Raw genomic sequence first — 16,993 nt, forward strand, 5'->3', positions numbered from 1 at the left:
TGGTGCAGAGTCCGACGGTAGCCCACTCGCGCGGCCTTGGCAGCCTGTCCCGCAGCGTGGCCGACTACCCTCGGACCCCGTGACCGCCCTAGACGACGCCCTCGCCGCACACGGCGCCGCCGTCCGCCCGCTCTACGAAGTGCTCGCCCTGCTGCGCAGCGGCTCGTACGAGTTGGCCGACCTAGTGCGGCTCACCGCCGCCCCACGCCGAAGCATCGAGGACCTTCTCGCGGCGCTGGAACCGGACTTGGAACGCTCCGCCGCCGGCGTCCGCATCGCCCCGCACGCACGCGCCGCCTACACGCCGTACTCCTTGCCGTCCCTGCCCGACCCGCTCGAAGCAGCAGTCGCCGCCCAACCGGCCTTGCTCACCATGCTGGCCGAACGAATCGCCGCCGTCCCGCCCCCGCTCGCCGCCCTGGACCACGTGCAAGCGACCCCGGAGACCGTGCTGCGCCGCGCGTTGTGGCTGAACTCTCGCTACGACCTCCGCCGCGGCAAGGTGCTCTTCCTCGGCGACCACGACCTGACGTCGCTAGCCGTGCGCGCGGTGTGCCCGGAAGCCGAACTGTCCGTAGTGGACCTGGACGAACGCGTCCTGTCCTACCTGGACACAACCGGCGAACGCACCATCTTCACCGCACACGCCGACCTGCGCGTCGGCCTGCCCCCGGCCCTGACCGGCAAGGCAGACCTGGTCTTCAGCGACCCGCCCTACACGCCGGAAGGCATGGGCCTCTTCGCCGCCCGCGCGGTGCAAGCTTTGCGCGAACCCACCGAAGGCCGAATCCTTCTGGCCTACGGCTACAGCCCACGCCACCCCGCCCTAGGCGCGCAGGTGCAGCGCTCCCTCGCCACCCTTGGCCTGACCTTCGAAGCGATCCTCCCGGACTTCAACCGCTACACCGGTGCCCAAGCAATCGGCAGCGCGGCGGACTTGTATGTCTGCCAACCAACCGCGAAAGCGAAGAAATCGTTCGCCCGCAAGGGAAGCTCCGCCATCTACACGCACGGCCCGCAATCAGTCGAATCAGCCGGCACCAAACCGGGCCTCCTGGCCGCCGCCCGGGAAATCGCCTCCGAAGGCGGCCTGGCCCTGGAAACCCGCCCCGTCGGCTGGGCCACGTCCGGTCCCGAAGGCGATGCCGTCGCCATGGACCTCTCCGCCGACCCCGGCCCCTGGCTCCTGCGCACCCTGCTGGGCACGAACGCCCGGCGCCTGGCACTGCTGCTGCCGAACAACCACCCCGACATCGCGGACGCAGCCGCCCAGGCCGCGCTCACCACGCTGGTGGCGGACAAGTACCGCCTTCGCCTGCTGCGCAGCACCCCCGACAACCGCCACGCCATCGTCGCCGCCGACCTGGTCGACCATCCCTCCGAACTGCTCACCCGCGCCCACGCCCGATTGGCCAATGCCGCGCTGAACGTCCCGGAAGACCTGGCCGACCTGCGCCTGGTGGACGTCCCACGACACCGGCTGGCGGAGCTGCTCCCCGGCTGATCCGCGCGCAGCGCTCCCGGCGCATGGTCGTGAGGGACCCCTGAGGGAATCAGAGTCCGTCAGGGACCCCCTCACGACCCGCCGCCCGCGATGCACCCACGAAACCAGGCACCCACACCACCCCCGCACCCCGATACGAAGCCGGAAATGCAGTCTGCGCCCCCGCAGACTGTCATCACAATGGGCTTCGGGGTGCCCCAACACGACCGGGCGCAAGGTCGCCGCCAGGCGACGAGCCGCCGCCGAAGCAACCCCAGCTGCCCGATCTCGGCGGCCGTCGCCGGAGCGGTCAACACCCGAACGAAAAACGGACCACCAGTCCACACCACTCCAGCAAGAAGGGCTCCCCGGCAACCAAAGCCGGAGAGCCCTTCCCAAGAACACTCAGCCAGTCACGCCGTCCTGCTCAGCCGCCTTGGCCACCGCGGCCGCCACCTCGGGCGCGACCCTCGGGTCCAACGGGCTGGGCACGATCCGATCCGGCCCGAGATCATCCGAAGCCACCGCCACGATCGCCTCCGCGGCAGCCAGCTTCATGTTCTCCGTGATCGCCCGCGCCCCGGCGTCGAGCGCCCCGCGGAACACCCCGGGGAACGCCAGCACGTTGTTGATCTGGTTCGGGAAGTCGCTCCGCCCGGTCGCGACAATCGCCGCGTGCTGTGCGGCGACCGCCGGGTGCACCTCCGGGTCCGGATTGGACAGCGCGAACACGATCGAGTCGTCCGCCATCGTCGACAGCAGCGCCGGGTCGATCGTCGCCCCGGACAGCCCGAGGAAGACGTCCGCCCCGCGCAGCGCCTCGGCGAGACCGCCGGTGAGCCCGGCCTTGTTCGTGGTCGCCACCAGCTGCCGCTTGATCGGGTTCAGGTCCTCGCGCCCGGCGTGCACGATGCCGCGCGAGTCGAGCACCGTCACGTCCGCGACCCCGGCCGCGAGCAGGATCTTCGCGCAGGCCACCCCAGCCGCGCCCGCCCCGGAGACCACGACCCGCTCACCGGCGATGTCACGGTCGAGCACCAGGTTCGCACCGCGCAGGGCGGCGAGGGTGACGATCGCGGTGCCGTGCTGGTCGTCGTGCATGACCGGGCAGTCCAGCGCCTCCTTGAGCTTGTCCTCCAGCTCGAAGCAGCGCGGCGCGGAAATGTCCTCCAGGTTGACCGCGCCGAACGACGGGCGCAGCCGCACCAGGGTCTCGACGATCTCGTCGACGTCGGTGGTGTCGAGCACCAGCGGGATCGAGTCCAGCCCGCCGAAGGTCTTGAAGAGGACCGACTTCCCCTCCATGACCGGCAACGACGCGCTCGCGCCGATGTCCCCGAGGCCGAGCACCGCGGTGCCGTCGCTGACCACTGCCACGAGCCGGTCCGCCCAGGTGTACCGCTTCGCCTTGGCCGCGTCCTCGGCGATCGCGCGGCTCACCTTCGCCACGCCGGGCGTGTAGGCGATCGAGAGGTCGCGCGGGTCGGAGATCGGCCGGGTCGCCGCCACGGAGAGCTTGCCGCCCTCGTGCCCGGTGAAGATCTCGGCGTCGGTCACGGCCTCGACGGTGCTGGCCTGGTCGGTCATCGGGGTTCCTGTCGTGGAAATGACGGAAGCGGGCGGATGGGTCTGGGTCATCGAACGTACTCCTGGGACTGCGAGCGGGGGACCACCTGGTCGACGGGCGAACACGCCCGTCGCGTGTGGGAACTCGTCCTCCGGACGGCAGCCCAGCGCGGTAGCGCCGGCCTGTCGGCGAGGCGTCTGCACGGCCATCCGATCCGTGGGGTGTGGCGATGGCCGCCGACGCTGCGGTTCGTCAATCATGACAGGCCCCCGGTCACACCCGACCCCTCGGTGCGGCTCATGTCACAGATTCGCTATTCCCAAGACGTCCGTCCGGTTTCGGAAGCAGTTCCGTTCCGGGGCCGCAATTCGCACTCGATAGGGTGGCGGGCATGGACTTCCGCCCGCTCAAGGTCTCCGGCGCTTTCGAGTTCGTCCCGCGTGTCTTCCCCGACGAACGCGGGTTGTTCGTCGCGCCGTTCCAGGAGGAAGCGATCGTCCGCGCCGCCGGACATCCGCTGCGGGTCGCGCAGACGAACCACAGCGTTTCCCGCGCGGGCTCGATCCGCGGCGTGCACTTCGCCGACACCCCGCCCGGGCAGGCGAAATACGTCTACTGCCCGATCGGCTCGTTGCTGGACGTGGTGGTGGACCTGCGCGTCGGCTCGCCGACGTTCGGCGAATGGGATTCGGTGCGGCTCGATGCGGCCGAGTTCCGCGCGGTCTACGTGGCGGAAGGCATCGGGCACGCCTTCATCGCGCTGGAAGACAACACCGTGATGGCGTATCTCTGCTCGGAGCCGTACAACCCGGCGCGCGAGCACGGCATCAGCCCGCTCGACCCGGCACTGGACCTTCCCTGGCCGGCGGATCTGACGCCCATTGTGTCCGAAAAGGACGAAGCGGCGCCGACCCTGGCCGAAGCGCTCGGCCAGGGCCTGCTGCCGACATACGCGGATTGCGTGGCGTACTACGAAAAGCTGCGGTCAGCGCACCGCTAGGCGCGCACACCGTCCTCGGCGATGACCCGTTCGATATTGCGCTCGGCCAGCGCGGTGATCGTCACGAACGGGTTCACGCCGGTGCTGCCCGGAATCAGCGAACCGTCCGTCACGTACAGGTTCCGGTACCCCTTCACGCGCCCGTAGTCGTCGGTCGCGTCGCCGAGCACCAATCCGCCGAGCGGGTGGTAGGTGAAGCGGTTCTCGAACGCCCGCGTGTCGCCGAAGAGGTCGTAGCGGTAGATCGTGGAGTTCGCCTTGTTGATCCGGTCGAACAGCGATTTCGCCGCGTCGATCGACGGCTGCCCCTGCTCCGGCGTCCACTGCAGTTTCGCCGAATCGCTGACGGCGTCATAGGTGAAGTGGCCGCGTTCGGGGTTCTTGGTGATCGCCAGGTACAGGCTGGCCCACGTTTCGAGTCCGGCGGGCACCGGCGCGATCTCGGCGAACACCGGATGCGCCGGGTTGTCCCAGTCGTCGATGCCGAGCGCGGGCATTCCCGATTCCAGGCTGCCGGTCGTGTCCCACACGTGGTTGGCGCGGCCGAGCATCACGTTGCCGTTGGTGCCCCAGCCCTGGCCGACGGCCTCGGACAGCCGCGGCAGCCGTCCGGTGTCGCGGGCGCGCACCAGCAGTTCGGTCGAGCCGAGGCTGCCCGCGCCGAGGAACAGGTACTTCGTGGACAGGTGTTTGGTGGCGAGCACGTTGCCGAGCGCGTCGGACTCGCGTACTACGAGCGTGTACGTGCCGTCCTGCTGCTGGATGATCTCGCGGACTTCGTGCAGCGTCTGGATGGTCACGTGCCCGGTGCCGAGCGCGGCGGCGAGATACGTCTTGTCCAGCGAGCGTTTGCCGTGGTTGTTGCCGTAAATGACCTCGGAAGCCAGCGCCGAGCGTTCGACTGTGCCGGCCTCTTCCTTCTTCAGGTACTCGAAGTCGTAGACGCTCGGTACGAACGTCGTCTTCAGCCCGGTTTTCCGCGCGGCTTTCCGGGAAACGCGCGCGAACTGGTAGGACTTGCAGGTCTCGAACCAGTCCTCGTCGATGTGGTTCACGCCGAGACCAGCGTTGGCGCGCGGATAGTACTTGCCATACATCTCGTCGGCGTCCACCCGCGGCAGGATTTCCTCGAAGTACGAACGCTTCGGCTGCACCGCCATCGCGCCGTTCACCAGCGACCCGCCGCCGACGCCGCGCCCGACGTACACCGACATCCCGCCGTAGTTCACCCGGTCCAGCACCCCGGCGTACGGATCGATGTCGTGGTTCGCGATATCCAGCCACAGGAAGGACGCGAGCGGCGCTTCAGTGCGCTTCTTGAACCACATCGACCGCCGGTCCGGCTTCAGCATGTCGCAGAAGACCTTGCCGTCCGGGCCCGGTTCGTTCCACAGCTGGCCCATTTCGAGCATCACCGTGGGCACGCCCGCCTCGCCGAGCCGCAGCGCGGTGACCGCCGCGCCGTACCCGGTGCCGATCACCACCGCGGGCGAATAGTCCGGCAGCGGTGCAACGGTCGCGGCACGCGCGGTCGTCGCCGAAATGCTGGTCAGTCCGAGGGCCGCGGCGGAGTTCAGCGCGGCGAGGCCGAGAAATCGGCGACGGTTGAGGGAGGCCATGCCCGGCATGCTGACGTGGTCCCGCGCACCCTGGCAAGGCTAAAACGAACGCTATTCGCATTTGCCCAGTAAACGGTGTTAAGTTTCACTCGGCCGGGGTAACGGGACGGACAGGTTTCGCCGGTCAGGCGGCTTTCCGGGGCGTGACCCACACCGTGATCGTCGCGGTGACGACCTCGGTCCCGCGGGCGTCGACGATCCGCACCGGAACCGGAAGATCGAATCCCTCGGGACCGAACTCGGGAAGTTCCGGCAATGCGGCGATCGCCCGCAGCCCCGTTCCGGCTTTCGCGACGTAACTCACTTCCATCCCCTTGGGCAGCCACCGGTGCGTGGCCGGGACGGTGGCCTCGGCCAGCATCCCCATCGCGATCTCGGCGAGGTTGCAGGCGGCGATCGCGTGGAAGGTCCGGATGTGGTTGTGGACACCCCACCACTTCGGCGCGGTCACCGAACAGTGGCCGGGACGGATCTCCCGGATGGTGGGCAGCACGGTGCCGAAGTAGGGCACACGCAGGCACATCGCGGCGGAAAACAGCTGCTTGCCGCCCGGTTTGGCGGCCAGCTTGCGCCACAGCCCGTACGTCGACGGCGTACCCATCAGTCCTCCCGAAGTGAAGTTACTCTCCAGTAGCGAAGCACACGACGAACCTGCCGGGCAAACCCGCCCCGGCTATATTCGGCCGCGTGGCACATCGGCTCTTTCTTCTCCGGCACGGCCAGACCGAATGGTCGTCGAACGGCAAGCACACCGGACGCACCGACATCCCGCTGACCCCGGCGGGCGAGGACCAGGCGCGCGCGGCGGGCGGCACCCTGCGGACCCTGCTCGGCGGGCCCGGGCTGGTGCTCTCCAGCCCTCGCGGCCGCGCGCTGCGCACGGCGGAACTCGCCGGCCTGCGCGTGGACGAGGTCACCGACGACCTCGCCGAATGGGACTACGGCGACTACGAAGGCGTCACCACGCCGACGATCCGCGAGACGGTTCCGGACTGGACAGTCTGGACCCACCCCGTCCCCGGCGGCGAAAGCGCCGACGACGTGCAGGCCCGCGCGGACAAGGTACTCGACCGCGCCCGGCGCGAAATCGAGAACGGCGACGTCGTCCTGGTCGGGCACGGGCACTTCAGCCGCGTGCTCGTCGCGCGCTGGCTCGGCCTTCCCGGCACCTCGGGTGTCCACTTCGGACTGGACCCGGCCGGTCTCGCGGTGCTCGGCGACGAGCGCGGCGAACCGCAGATCGAGCACCTGAACCTGCTGCCCGCGTTGGAGGGATGAAGTGACCGACCCCCGCGTACGGCGGATCCGGCCGGAAGACGTCGACGCCGTCGTGGAACTCGTCTACGCACTGGCCGAATACGAACGCGCCCCGCAGGAATGCCATCTCACCTCCGAGCAGTTGCACGGCGCGCTGTTCGGCGAGGCCCCGGCGTTGTTCGGCCACGTGGCCGAGGTGGACGGCGAGATCGCCGGATTCACCTTGTGGTTCTTGAACTTCTCCACCTGGCGCGGCACGCACGGGATCTACCTGGAAGACCTGTACGTGCGCGAGGAACAGCGCGGTTCGGGCCTCGGCAAGGTGCTGCTGGCGACACTGGCCGCGGAATGCGTCGACAAGGGCTACCACCGGCTGGAGTGGTCGGTGCTGAACTGGAACCCGGCGGTCGGGTTCTACCGGGCGCTGGGAGCACGGCCGCAGGACGAGTGGTCGGTGTATCGGCTGACGGACGAGGCGTTGCGGGGGTTGGCCAAGGAGGCGTAGTCGTGAGTGCTGATCACGGTCAGAACCGTGATCAGCACTCACGAGTCCCTCACGGCGTCGGCAACGGCAGCCCCCGCAGACTCTGGTCCGCCGGCACCACCCCGTCGACCAGATACTCGTCGACCACCTTGTCCACCGCCTTGTTTCCGCCGATGCCGTAGATCCCGTGGTCGCCTTCCCCGGCAACAGTCAGCAACCGCGAGTTCTGAAACTCAGCACGGGCCTTCCGCGCACCCTCGATCGGCGTGGCCGGATCGTGCTCGGACTGCACGATCACCACCGGCGGCACGCCTTTGCCGTTCAGCACCGGCATCGGCCGCGGCTGCCCCGGCCAGAAGGCGCAGACCTGAAGCCCCATCCACAGCGAACTGTGCAGGGTCACGCCCCGGTCGAGATACTCCTGCGACCGGCGGATCAGCGACTGCCGACTGCCCGTCCACGGCCCGTCGTTGCACAGGGTCGTGATCAACGTCGACACCATCGCGTCATCAGCACCGGACTGAACCGCAAGGTCCATCGGACCGGCTTTCTTCGCTCCCGACAACGTCTTGCCGAGCGCCGCGCGAGCGTCGCCCTTGGCCTGCGCCGAAGCCCGCGCGTCGGTCAGCGTTTTGACCTGGACCAGCACGGCGGCGATCGTCGGGAACTGGCTCTTGGCCTTGAGCGCGCCGACGATGAAGGAGTCCAGCGCGACCGCGCCGAACTTCGTGCCGTTCACCTCGACCGGCTCGCGGGTCAGCGCGTACCGGACGCTTTCGTAGGTTTGCCGGGCCGCCTCGCCGCGGGCGCCGAAATGGTACTTGGCGTCGTAGCGAGCCAGCCAGGGCAGGAAATCCTGGCGCCAGCGGCGTTCGTAGCCCGCCGGCTGGAAGTCGAACGACTGCTGCCAGGTACCGGTGAACTGGGTCGAGGAATCGAGCACGAACCGGCCGGTGTGCTGCGGGAACTGCTGGGCGTAGTGCGCACCGAGCCAGGTGCCCGCCGAGTATCCGATCCAGTTGATCCGGTCGCGGCCGAGCAGGGTGCGCAGCAGGTCCAGGTCCCGGACGTTCTGGAAGGTGCTGATCAGCTCCCCCAGTTCGCCCGCGGTCTGGTGGCAGGCGGTCGCGACGTACCGGACCGCGTCGACGATCTGGTTCAGATTGCGCGGATCGCGGTCGCGCGGGTCGAGATCGGCGCCAGTACTGGCCGCGCCACCGCAGGTGACATTGGTGCTGCGGCCGGTGCCGCGGGTGTCGATGCCGATGATCTCCTGGTGCTCGCGCAGTTTGCCCTGGCCGCGCAGTTCGACCGGGAACCAGCGGCCAGGACCGCCGGGACCGCCCGGGTTGGTGAGCACCGACGCCGTCGTGGCTCCGGTGGATTTGAGCCTGCTGATCGCGATGGTCAGGTACTGCCCGTCGTCCGGACGATCCCAGTCCCGGGGCGTGCGATAGGCGGAGCATTCGAGCCCCGAGATATCGGTGCCCGGTGGCAGGTCGGCCAGCTCGTCCGGCGCGCAGGCGTGCCAGTCCAGCGCCTGCCCGGTGTAGCGGGCCGGGATTGTGGCGCTGCCCGCCGCGGCCGGCAGTACCCCGGCGAGCAGCCCGCACACCACCGCCGTGCTGGTCACGACGATACGCAGTCTCCGCATGGGTTCCCCTCTTCGGAATTCGGGTGAATTCGGTTGCGCAGTCCCGATTCCATCGGCTGAGGGGTGCCGCTGCCAGTGCCGTCGCGTCACCTGTCCGCTATGACGTGACGTCACTGTCGCTCAGTCTTGTTCGCGCCGCTCCCGCTCGGCACGCCGTCCCGCGAGACCGCCGCGCTCGGCCGCCTCTTCCTCGGTCTCGTCGTCGTGCATTCCGAGCGCCCACGCCCGCGACGGACGACGGAACAGCAGCACCAGCGCCGCCAGCCCGCACAGCCCGATCGGCACGCCCCACAGCGGCTGCCCGGACGGCCCGAGCAGGTACCAGCCGATCCCGATCAGCAGCAGCGCCACGACGACGCCGGGCGAACGCGCCCACGTCTGGCCGAGCAGCAGTCCGACCGAGGCGGCGAGGAAGACCAGCGCCAGCACCGCGTAGGTGCCGAACTCGGCCCACACGTTGTTGCCGGGCATCGGCGGGTTCCGCAGCCCGTGCACCAGCAGCACCACGCCGAAGACCAGCAGGCCCAGGCCGGGCAGCCCGGTCAGGACGCCGGCGAGACGGACCTCGAACGGGGTGGGCGGCGGGTTCTCGGGATGCGACACGGGCGCGGCCCTTTCAGCTGCTGTGCGGGAACTTTGCGGGGAGCTTCGCCGGGGCACAGCCACCCGACCAGCGCGAGTCACCGTGCGTGAGCACTACTGATCGTATGCCACCCGGTCGGCCGTTTTCCGGGGCGGCGGCCGCGGAGAAAATCGGGGTAGTCGTCGATGAGCGGGCGGTCGGCCCGGGTGCACTTGTCACGACGCGCGGAGTTTTCGCCGTCTGCAGAGGAGGACCGCCCGCCACAGGTCACCGAGCCGGGACGGCGTGCGCGAGCGGCTGAGCTTCGCGTCACCATGTGGCGCTGAAGGTACGTCCGCCGGGCGGAAAGCACCTACCCTGCGGTAGTGCGCGCCATCCTCGTCGTGAACCCCCAGGCCACCTCGACCACCGCGGGTGGCCGGGACGTGCTGGCGCACGCGCTGGCCAGCCAGGTGAAGCTCGACGTCGTCGAAACCGACTACCGCGGGCACGCGCTCGCGGTGGCCCGTTCGGCGGCCCGCGACGGTTTCGACCTGGTCGTGGCGCACGGCGGCGACGGCACGGTCAACGAGGTCGTCAACGGCCTCCTCGCCGATTCCGCGGGCGCTCCCGGACGCTCCGGGTCGGTGCCGATGCTCGGCGTCGTGCCGGGCGGCTCGGCCAACGTGTTCGCCCGCGCGGTCGGCCTTCCCGCCGATCCGGTCGAGGCGACCCACCAACTGCTCACCGCGCTGGAAACCGAACGGAGCAGGCGGATCGGCCTCGGGCTGGCCGACGGGCACTGGTTCACCTTCAACGCGGGCCTCGGCTGGGACGCCGACGTCGTCGGCCGCGTCGCGAAACGGCGCGGCAAGCAAACCAGCGCGAGCCTTTACCTGCGGGCCGCGGTGCGCTCCTACTTTCGTCCGCCGCTCGGGCGCCCGGCGCTGACCGTCCGGATCCCGGGCGAGGAACCGGCCGAGGCGGTGACCGCGTTCGTGTCCAACACCGATCCGTGGACTTACCTCGGGGAACGTCCGGTCCATCTCAACTCCGGCTGCTCGTTCGAGACCGGATTGGGCCTGTTCGCGTTGAACGGTCTGCGATTGCCCACCGTGTTCACGCATGTACGGCAAGCTCTGCTCACGGAGAGCGATCAGCGCGGCCGCCGGCTGCTCCGCCGCGACGATGTGCCGCTGATCCGCATCGACGCAGCTGAACCGGTCAACTTCCAGGTCGACGGGGACCTGGTCGGGCAACGCACCCGAGTCGAGTTTCAGAGCGTCCCGGACGCACTCACCGTAGTCGGATGACGAAGTGAACGCTGATCGCCTGCGGCAAAGTGCGTTCTGCCGCTCGGCGACGCAAACCCTCCGTTCACCGCACCGGCCTTCCGGCGAGCGGAGCTTTTCAGAACGAAACCGCAGGTCAGAGGCATAGCTCGGCCGGGTGAGCTGACTCACCGATCTTGTCGAAACCCTTGTCGAACGCGGTGCTTCGTGAAAGCATTCACAAGCACCCAAAAACACGACCGCCACTACTGTGGCGCGGCCCTCCCGCGTCACTGTGAAGGAGCTCACGAACATGGACTGGCGCCACGACGCGGCCTGCCGAGACGAGGACCCCGAGCTGTTCTTCCCGGTGGGAACCAGCGGTCCGGCTCTGTTGCAGGTCTCCGAGGCGAAGGCCGTGTGCCACCGCTGCCCCGCAGCGTCTGACTGCCTGGCCTGGGCTCTGGCCAGCGGCCAGGACGCAGGCGTCTGGGGCGGAATGAGCGAAGACGAGCGACGCGCGCTCAAGCGCCGCCGTACGCACATCGGCACGCGTACCACCGCCTGAGTCTTTTCGACTCAGCTGCAGCACCCAGAATCGCAAGCACCACCACTTCGGACCGGACTTTCGCCCGGCGGGCATTCGCGTGCCCGTGCCGCACATGGCGACAAATACCCGGTTCAAGCGTAACAACCGAGGTCGGCCACCCCGCATCCGGGTGCCGCCTCGCCAAGGACTATCCCAGTCCTCCCGCGGAACGTTGAACGGGCCGGTACCGCCGAGCTTCACTGGTACCGGCCCTTCAACGCGTCTGGGGTCCGAGGCGGCCGCCTCAGCCTCTCGTGCCCAGCGCACGTACCGCGTCTTCGCCGCGAACCCGGCGCGCTCGAAACTCCGGAAGCCCCAGCAGCGCTCGCCGCATCAACGGTGAGGCTGGCTTGGTCGTACCCGTGCGCGGCGGCGGCCCGCAGCGATGCCCGCGCTGGCAAGTCCGCGGTTCCGGTAGCCGGGAATGGTGCCGATGTGCGCGTCGCGAATGCCGGTCGCCTCGGTGTCGGCCACCCAGGACAGGGTCAGCACGAGACTCACCGGAGCACCGGTGGTCTTGTCCCGCAGCAGAAAACTGTTCTCCGGCTGAAGGGTGTGGTTGACGAACTTGTTCTGTCACGCGTCCGGGGTCGCGCCCCAGCGGTCCGGAAAGGACTCGTTGCGCACGAGCCGGAACTCCTCGTCGAGGTCCTGGGTCCACTGTTCGACCTGGAATCCGTCCGGGATGGACTCCTCGCCGGACGTCCCGAATGGATGTTCCATGCGCTGGAAGTAGCGGGCGGGCGAAAATCCTTGTGCGACAAAGAGTTCTTTCGCCCCGGCGATGTGCTCGGCCTGGTGGATGTCGATGGCGCTTGTCCGGCGCCGTCGAACGCGGCGATCAGGCCTTGAAGAGCTGCATCGGCGGTGTAGTTTGCGCCGATGACGTCGGCCGTTTCGATGGCGTTGAGCAGATCGGCCGCCGCTTGAGGGCAGGCTGTCGCCGGATTTCCTAGAGCCGCCGGGACAACGGGATCCGCAGCGCCGCTTCGGTGCCTGGCACCCGGTTGCCCGCCTCGTCGGTCCGGACCTGGCGCAGCGAAAGCGACCCGCGCAGCTCCGATTCCACCAGCGTCCGCACGATCTGCAGCCCGAGCCCGTCGCTGCGCTCCAGCGAGAACCCGGACGGCAGGCCCCGGCCGTTGTCGCGGATCAGGATGTCCAGCCAGCGCGCCGACCGCTCCACGATCAGCTCGACCTTGCCCGGCCGCCCCTGCGGGAACGCGTGCTCGATCGCGTTCTGCACGAGTTCGGCCAGCACCATCACCAGCGGCGTCGCGATCTCGGCCACGACCACGCCGAACGAGCCCTTGCGGGTGAGCCCGACCTGCGATTCCGCGGTGGCGACCTCGCCGACCATCGGGAGCACGTTGTCGAGCAGTTTGTCCAGGTCCACGCGCTCGTCGACGGAGATCGACAGCGCCTCGTGCACCATCGCGATCGACGACACCCGCCGCACCGATTCGCCCAGCGCCAGCCGGGCCTCCTCGCTCGTGGTGCGCCGCGACTGCAGCCGCAGCAACGCGGCGACGGTCTGCAGATTGTTCTTCACGCGGTGATGGATCTCGCGGATCGTGGCGTCCTTCGACATCAGCGCACGGTCGCGGCGCTTGACCTCGGTGACGTCACGGACCAGCACCAACGCGCCCGCGGGCTGTCCGGCCGGGCGCAGCGGCAGCGCCCGGAACAGCACGACCGCGCCCCGCTTCGAGTCGGCCTCGGTGCGGGTGGACGGCTTGCCGTCGAGGGCCTCGATGATCCGGTGCGACACCTCGGTGGCGTCGAACGGGTCGCGGATCAGCGACCGGGTGAGCGGGGCCAGCCGCTGCCCGACGAGGTCGGATTCGTGGCCCATCCGATGGTAGGCGGACAGGCCGTTGGGGCTGGCGAACACGACGGTGCCTGCTTGGTCGAGCCGGACGAGACCGTCGCCGACGCGCGGGCTGGTGTGCGTGTCGGTCTGGTTGCCCCCGGCCGGTGGGAAGGTGCCGTCCACGATCATCTGGCACAGGTCGCCCGCGCTGCCGAGGTACGCGATCTCCAGCGGGCTCGGCACGCGCGGCGCGGCGAGGTTGGTCTCGCGGCTCAGCACGGCGACCACCTCGCCGGCGAAGCTCACCGGCACCGCTTCGCGGCGCATCGGCAGGTCGCGGTACCAGTGCGGGTCTTCCTCGCGGCAGATCTTGACCTCGCGCATGGCCTTGGCCAGCTGCGGGTGCTCGTCCACGGTGAACCGGGTGCCGACGACGTCCTCGGGATGCGCGGTGGGCGCGGTGGTCGGCCGGGCGTGCGCGACGCACACGAAATCGCCGCCGTCGGGCTGGTGTTCGGCGGAAACCGGAACCCAGAGCAGGAAGTCGGCGAACGAAAGGTCGGCCAGCAGCTGCCACTCCGCGACGACGGTCTGCAGATGGTCGGCCGCTTCGCCGGGGAGGCCGGTGTTCTCGGCGAGCAGGTCGGAAAGGGTCGACACGGCTACCGGCCGTCCTCGAATGCGGTGTGTTCGTTCATGCCTGCGCACCTCCTGAGTTCATCCAACCAGAGCGTAGGCGCGGGTGCCGCCGAGGAGCGCGGGGGCCGCATGACACACTGGAACGGTTGACCCGTTCCCGGTCGGTGTGTCGAACCCCGCCCCGGGACATGCAGCGGACACCCGAGGAGAGAACATGTCGAAGCGCGCCCGCAAGCGTCGCGACCGCAAGAAGAACGGCGCCAACCACGGCAAGAAGCCCAACGCCTGAGTCCGCGCCCGGACGTGACACGGCCCCCGCACCGGATCGGTACGGGGGCCGTTGTCGTGTGTGGTGCTCAGTCGCTGGTGGTGCGCTGCTCCACGGTGATCTCGGTGCGCTCCACGGTGACGCCGCCCTGGGTGGCGACGGTCTGCCGGATGGAGGCGCGCAGCCTGCTCTTCAGCTCCGCCGGGGCGAGGTCGCCGCCGCACTTGCGGGCAAGCAGGTGCTTGATCTGCTCGTCGATGCCGTATTCCTCAAGGCACGGCGGGCAGTCCTCGATGTGCCTGCGCAGTTCCGCGTCCCGCTCCGGACTGCACTCGCGGTCCAGCAGCAGGTAGATCTCCGCGAGCGCGTCCTCGCAGGGCATCTTCTCCGCGGGCACGTCTTCCGAGCTCATCGTTTCGCCACCTCCTCGCGGTTCCCCCGGATGAAGCCGCGCTCGCGCGCGACGTCGGCCAGCAGGTCGCGCAGCTGAGCGCGGCCGCGGTGCAGCCTGGACATCACGGTGCCGATCGGAGTGTCCATGATCTCGGCGATCTCCTTGTACGCGAAGCCCTCGACGTCGGCGAGGTAAACCGCGAGCCGGAACTCCTCAGGCAGCTTCTGCAAAGCGGCCTTGACGTCGGTGTCCGGGAGATTGTCCATCGCCTCGACCTCTGCCGAGCGAAGGCCGCTCGAGGTGTGGCTTTCCGCCCGGGCGATCTGCCAGTCGCTGATCTCGTCGGTCGGCTGCTGCACCGGCTGCCGCTGACGCTTGCGGTAGCCGTTGATGTAGGTGTTGGTGAGGATGCGGTACATCCACGCCTTGAGGTTCGTGCCCGCCTTGAAGGACGCGAACGCCGCGTACGCCTTCAGGTAGGTCTCCTGGACCAGGTCCTCGGCGTCGGAGGGGTTGCGGGTCATCCGCATCGCGGCCGCGTATAGCTGGTCGAGCAGGGGCATCGCGTCGCGCTCGAAGCGCTCCGCGAGCTCCAGTTCGTCGGCCGCCGTCTCCGGCGCGGAGTTGGGGGTGCTCGGCAAACCGTTCCCTTCCCGTTCGGCGTCGATGCGCGTTTGCGCATACGGCAGTACCGAGTTTACGCGGGGATTCGGAAAGCCGGTCCCGGGACGGCTCCTTGCGGGGCGGGGGGTGGCGAGCGTGGTGGTCACGCTGTCTTCAACAGAGAGTGCCGACCAGGCATTCCCGAGCTGTTTCGTAGACTCCCCGGCATGGCGGGCAAGGGCACTCCGGCGACGGCGCTGCTGCAGAAGCAGAAGGTGGCGCACACCGTGCACACCTACGACCACGACCCCCGGGCGGAGTCGTTCGGCCTGGAGGCGGTGGAAGCGCTGGGCCTGGAGCCCGGCCGGGTGTTCAAAACGCTGGTCGCGGACGTGGACGGGAAACTGGTCGTCGGCGTGGTGCCGGTCACCGGCCAGCTGGACCTGAAGGCGCTCGCCGCGGCGGCCGGGGGCAAAAAGGCGAAAATGGCCGACCCGGCCGCGGCCCAGCGGGCCACCGGATACGTCCTCGGCGGGATCTCGCCGCTCGGCCACCGGAGCCGCCTGCCCGTGGTCCTGGACGGCTCGGCACTGGACCACCCCACGATGTTCTGCTCCGGCGGCCGGCGCGGGCTAGAGGTGGAACTGGACCCGGCCGAACTGGTCCGGCTGACCGGCGCGGTCGTGGCCGGGATCGCGGCGGGTTAAGCGGCTTCGGGCGCCTCGGGTACTTCGAGGACGAAGAACAGGAAGCAGAGGAAAGCTTCCTTGCCCTGCATCTCCTCGGGGAACTTCTCCTGGGCGCCCGCCGCCGGGTACGGCTCGCTGATCACCGACACGCGGAAACCGGCCCGGGTGAAGTCGTCGGTCATCGCGTGCAGCGGCCGGTGCCAGTACGCGAGCACGCCCTGTTGCCCGTTGAAGGTGTATTCCTCGGACCACCGTTCGACGGCGAAGTAGTTGCCCTCGGGGTGGACGAATTTGTAGAGGAGCGGGTGGTTGACGGCCAGGATCAGCCGCCCGCCGGGCCGGATGATCCGCCGCAGCTCGGCCAGCGGGGCGGTCCAGTCCTCCAGGTAGTGCAGCACCAATGCCGCGACGACGTCGTCGAACTGCTGGTCGGCGTAGGGCAGCGGCTGGCTGATGTCGGCGACCCGGAGGTCCGCGTCCTCGCCGAGTCTTTTCCGGGCCAGCTCGACCATGGTGGCACTGAAATCGAAGCCGCTCACCCGCGCGCCGCGATCCCTCAGCGAGGCGGAAAGCGGTCCGGCTCCGCAGCCCGCGTCGAGGATCTTCCGGCCTGCCACGTCGCCAACGAGGTCCAGAATCGCGGGGCGGGTGTAATAGGCGTTGATGAGACTGTGCTCGGTTTCGATCGCGTAGGCCTCGCCGAAAGTGTCGTAGTCGTTGGCGAGGGTCTCTTCGGAAGCGTTGGCAGCCATGGATCCACCCTGGCACGGGTTTACCCATTGCCCGCCGCTTGCAGCCGCAGCCGCTGCCGCCGCTTGCAGCCGCAGCCGCGGCCGCGGACCGAAGAAGACGGCGCGCACCCCCGCCCGCCACGGGGGTGTCCTTATGTGGCCGTCAAGCCGCGGTGGGGACAAAGACATGCCGGGCCTGGCGACCACAGCTCCTTGATCAGAAACTGCGAAAACGATAACGGGGGCTGCCCTTGCCCAGTCTATCCGCCAGCACCCGCGCAGGACCGGGCTCTCCTTGAGTTGCCCACAGGCTCACCAGGTTGTGGATAACTCGACCGAACAGGTGCTGGCCTGCGGATTCTTCGCAGAC

Annotated in this window: 19 protein-coding genes; 8 read left to right on the plus strand and 11 right to left on the minus strand. The window is 69.1% G+C overall.

The annotated features are described in order from the left end of the window. Positions 1 to 79: 79 nt before the first annotated feature. Positions 80 to 1,504, plus strand: coding sequence for a bis-aminopropyl spermidine synthase family protein (locus tag BM362_RS12965; protein ID WP_093573254.1), 1,425 nt, complete (start codon positions 80 to 82; stop codon positions 1,502 to 1,504). 384 nt (positions 1,505 to 1,888) lie between these two features. Here BM362_RS12965 and BM362_RS12970 read toward each other — a convergent pair whose 3' ends face one another. Next, the gene (locus tag BM362_RS12970) at positions 1,889 to 3,070 is read right to left on the minus strand and encodes an NAD(P)-dependent malic enzyme (protein WP_067576074.1); all 1,182 of its coding nucleotides are present in this window, start codon (positions 3,068 to 3,070) and stop codon (positions 1,889 to 1,891) included. A 371-nt stretch (positions 3,071 to 3,441) separates the two neighbouring features. On the opposite strand from BM362_RS12970, the gene BM362_RS12975 reads away from it, so the two are divergent. Continuing rightward, a complete protein-coding gene (locus BM362_RS12975) occupies positions 3,442 to 4,050 on the plus strand; it encodes a dTDP-4-dehydrorhamnose 3,5-epimerase family protein (protein ID WP_093573255.1) in 609 nt (202 codons plus the stop codon). On the opposite strand, the gene BM362_RS12980 is transcribed toward BM362_RS12975, so the two are convergent. Continuing rightward, positions 4,047 to 5,669, minus strand: a complete 1,623-nt coding sequence (locus BM362_RS12980) for a GMC oxidoreductase (RefSeq protein WP_093573438.1) — start codon at positions 5,667 to 5,669, stop codon at positions 4,047 to 4,049. The genes BM362_RS12975 and BM362_RS12980 overlap by 4 nt on opposite strands. A gap of 124 nt (positions 5,670 to 5,793) precedes the next feature. After that, on the minus strand, positions 5,794 to 6,270 hold the full coding sequence (locus BM362_RS12985) for a hotdog fold domain-containing protein (RefSeq protein ID WP_067576070.1): 477 nt from the start codon (positions 6,268 to 6,270) through the stop codon (positions 5,794 to 5,796). Positions 6,271 to 6,356: 86 nt separating this feature from the next. Between BM362_RS12985 and BM362_RS12990 the strand changes: the two genes are divergently transcribed. Further along, complete coding sequence (locus BM362_RS12990; protein WP_067576068.1) at positions 6,357 to 6,947, plus strand: acid phosphatase; 591 nt, start codon at positions 6,357 to 6,359, stop codon at positions 6,945 to 6,947. 1 nt (position 6,948) lies between these two features. After that, a complete protein-coding gene (locus BM362_RS12995) occupies positions 6,949 to 7,431 on the plus strand; it encodes a GNAT family N-acetyltransferase (RefSeq protein ID WP_067576066.1) in 483 nt (160 codons plus the stop codon). Between the two features lie 49 nt (positions 7,432 to 7,480). Here the strand turns inward: BM362_RS12995 and BM362_RS13000 are convergent, their stop codons facing one another. Together BM362_RS13000 and BM362_RS13005 are read right to left on the minus strand one after the other, a co-directional pair. Continuing rightward, the gene (locus BM362_RS13000) at positions 7,481 to 9,064 is read right to left on the minus strand and encodes an alpha/beta hydrolase (RefSeq protein WP_093573256.1); all 1,584 of its coding nucleotides are present in this window, start codon (positions 9,062 to 9,064) and stop codon (positions 7,481 to 7,483) included. Positions 9,065 to 9,184: 120 nt separating this feature from the next. Next, positions 9,185 to 9,667: a hypothetical protein gene (locus BM362_RS13005; protein WP_067576062.1), complete on the minus strand. Its 483-nt coding sequence runs from the start codon at positions 9,665 to 9,667 to the stop codon at positions 9,185 to 9,187. Positions 9,668 to 10,012: 345 nt separating this feature from the next. Here BM362_RS13005 and BM362_RS13010 point away from each other — a divergent pair, with 345 nt between their 5' ends. Further along, complete coding sequence (locus BM362_RS13010; protein WP_067576060.1) at positions 10,013 to 10,939, plus strand: diacylglycerol/lipid kinase family protein; 927 nt, start codon at positions 10,013 to 10,015, stop codon at positions 10,937 to 10,939. Between the two features lie 271 nt (positions 10,940 to 11,210). Beyond that, positions 11,211 to 11,465: a WhiB family transcriptional regulator gene (locus tag BM362_RS13015; protein ID WP_009082948.1), complete on the plus strand. Its 255-nt coding sequence runs from the start codon at positions 11,211 to 11,213 to the stop codon at positions 11,463 to 11,465. Positions 11,466 to 11,819: 354 nt separating this feature from the next. Here BM362_RS13015 and BM362_RS48185 read toward each other — a convergent pair whose 3' ends face one another. From BM362_RS48185 to BM362_RS13020, 3 genes are all read right to left on the minus strand, one after another. Further along, positions 11,820 to 11,987 carry a hypothetical protein gene (locus BM362_RS48185; RefSeq protein ID WP_208865175.1) on the minus strand — a complete coding sequence of 56 codons (168 nt, stop codon included), beginning with the start codon at positions 11,985 to 11,987 and terminating at the stop codon, positions 11,820 to 11,822. Positions 11,988 to 12,062: 75 nt separating this feature from the next. Then, positions 12,063 to 12,209, minus strand: a complete 147-nt coding sequence (locus BM362_RS48190; RefSeq protein WP_208865176.1) for a hypothetical protein — start codon at positions 12,207 to 12,209, stop codon at positions 12,063 to 12,065. A gap of 229 nt (positions 12,210 to 12,438) precedes the next feature. After that, positions 12,439 to 13,959, minus strand: a complete 1,521-nt coding sequence (locus BM362_RS13020; protein WP_067576058.1) for a sensor histidine kinase — start codon at positions 13,957 to 13,959, stop codon at positions 12,439 to 12,441. A gap of 193 nt (positions 13,960 to 14,152) precedes the next feature. On the opposite strand from BM362_RS13020, the gene BM362_RS50505 reads away from it, so the two are divergent. Beyond that, a complete protein-coding gene (locus BM362_RS50505; RefSeq protein ID WP_098515123.1) occupies positions 14,153 to 14,227 on the plus strand; it encodes a 50S ribosomal protein bL37 in 75 nt (24 codons plus the stop codon). 67 nt (positions 14,228 to 14,294) lie between these two features. Here BM362_RS50505 and rsrA read toward each other — a convergent pair whose 3' ends face one another. Both rsrA and BM362_RS13030 read right to left on the minus strand, forming a co-directional pair. Next, on the minus strand, positions 14,295 to 14,618 hold the full coding sequence (gene rsrA / locus BM362_RS13025; RefSeq protein ID WP_067576056.1) for a mycothiol system anti-sigma-R factor: 324 nt from the start codon (positions 14,616 to 14,618) through the stop codon (positions 14,295 to 14,297). After that, complete coding sequence (locus BM362_RS13030) at positions 14,615 to 15,241, minus strand: sigma-70 family RNA polymerase sigma factor (RefSeq protein WP_037355674.1); 627 nt, start codon at positions 15,239 to 15,241, stop codon at positions 14,615 to 14,617. Before BM362_RS13030 ends, rsrA begins: the two co-directional genes overlap by 4 nt. Before the next feature lie 189 nt (positions 15,242 to 15,430). Here BM362_RS13030 and ybaK point away from each other — a divergent pair, with 189 nt between their 5' ends. Next, positions 15,431 to 15,910, plus strand: coding sequence for a Cys-tRNA(Pro) deacylase (gene ybaK / locus BM362_RS13035; RefSeq protein ID WP_037816530.1), 480 nt, complete (start codon positions 15,431 to 15,433; stop codon positions 15,908 to 15,910). Here the strand turns inward: ybaK and BM362_RS13040 are convergent. Then, positions 15,907 to 16,644, minus strand: a complete 738-nt coding sequence (locus BM362_RS13040) for a class I SAM-dependent methyltransferase (protein WP_067576054.1) — start codon at positions 16,642 to 16,644, stop codon at positions 15,907 to 15,909. The genes ybaK and BM362_RS13040 overlap by 4 nt on opposite strands. Positions 16,645 to 16,993 lie beyond the last annotated feature (349 nt).

Origin of the sequence: Amycolatopsis rubida, from assembly GCF_900115345.1 — a bacterium.
In the GTDB taxonomy this organism is placed as follows: domain Bacteria; phylum Actinomycetota; class Actinomycetes; order Mycobacteriales; family Pseudonocardiaceae; genus Amycolatopsis; species Amycolatopsis rubida.

Bases quoted from the DNA above. Each gene is read 5' to 3' on its own strand.
- BM362_RS12970 (WP_067576074.1), bottom strand. From the start codon at position 3,070: ATGACCGACCAGGCCAGCACCGTCGAGGCCGTGACCGACGCCGAGATC.
- BM362_RS12975 (WP_093573255.1), top strand. From the start codon at position 3,442: ATGGACTTCCGCCCGCTCAAGGTCTCCGGCGCTTTCGAGTTCGTCCCG.
- BM362_RS12980 (WP_093573438.1), bottom strand. From the start codon at position 5,669: ATGGCCTCCCTCAACCGTCGCCGATTTCTCGGCCTCGCCGCGCTGAAC.
- BM362_RS12985 (WP_067576070.1), bottom strand. From the start codon at position 6,270: ATGGGTACGCCGTCGACGTACGGGCTGTGGCGCAAGCTGGCCGCCAAA.
- BM362_RS13000 (WP_093573256.1), bottom strand. From the start codon at position 9,064: ATGCGGAGACTGCGTATCGTCGTGACCAGCACGGCGGTGGTGTGCGGG.
- BM362_RS13015 (WP_009082948.1), top strand. From the start codon at position 11,211: ATGGACTGGCGCCACGACGCGGCCTGCCGAGACGAGGACCCCGAGCTG.
- BM362_RS48190 (WP_208865176.1), bottom strand. From the start codon at position 12,209: ATGGAACATCCATTCGGGACGTCCGGCGAGGAGTCCATCCCGGACGGA.
- rsrA (WP_067576056.1), bottom strand. From the start codon at position 14,618: ATGAGCTCGGAAGACGTGCCCGCGGAGAAGATGCCCTGCGAGGACGCG.
- ybaK (WP_037816530.1), top strand. From the start codon at position 15,431: ATGGCGGGCAAGGGCACTCCGGCGACGGCGCTGCTGCAGAAGCAGAAG.
- BM362_RS13040 (WP_067576054.1), bottom strand. From the start codon at position 16,644: ATGGCTGCCAACGCTTCCGAAGAGACCCTCGCCAACGACTACGACACT.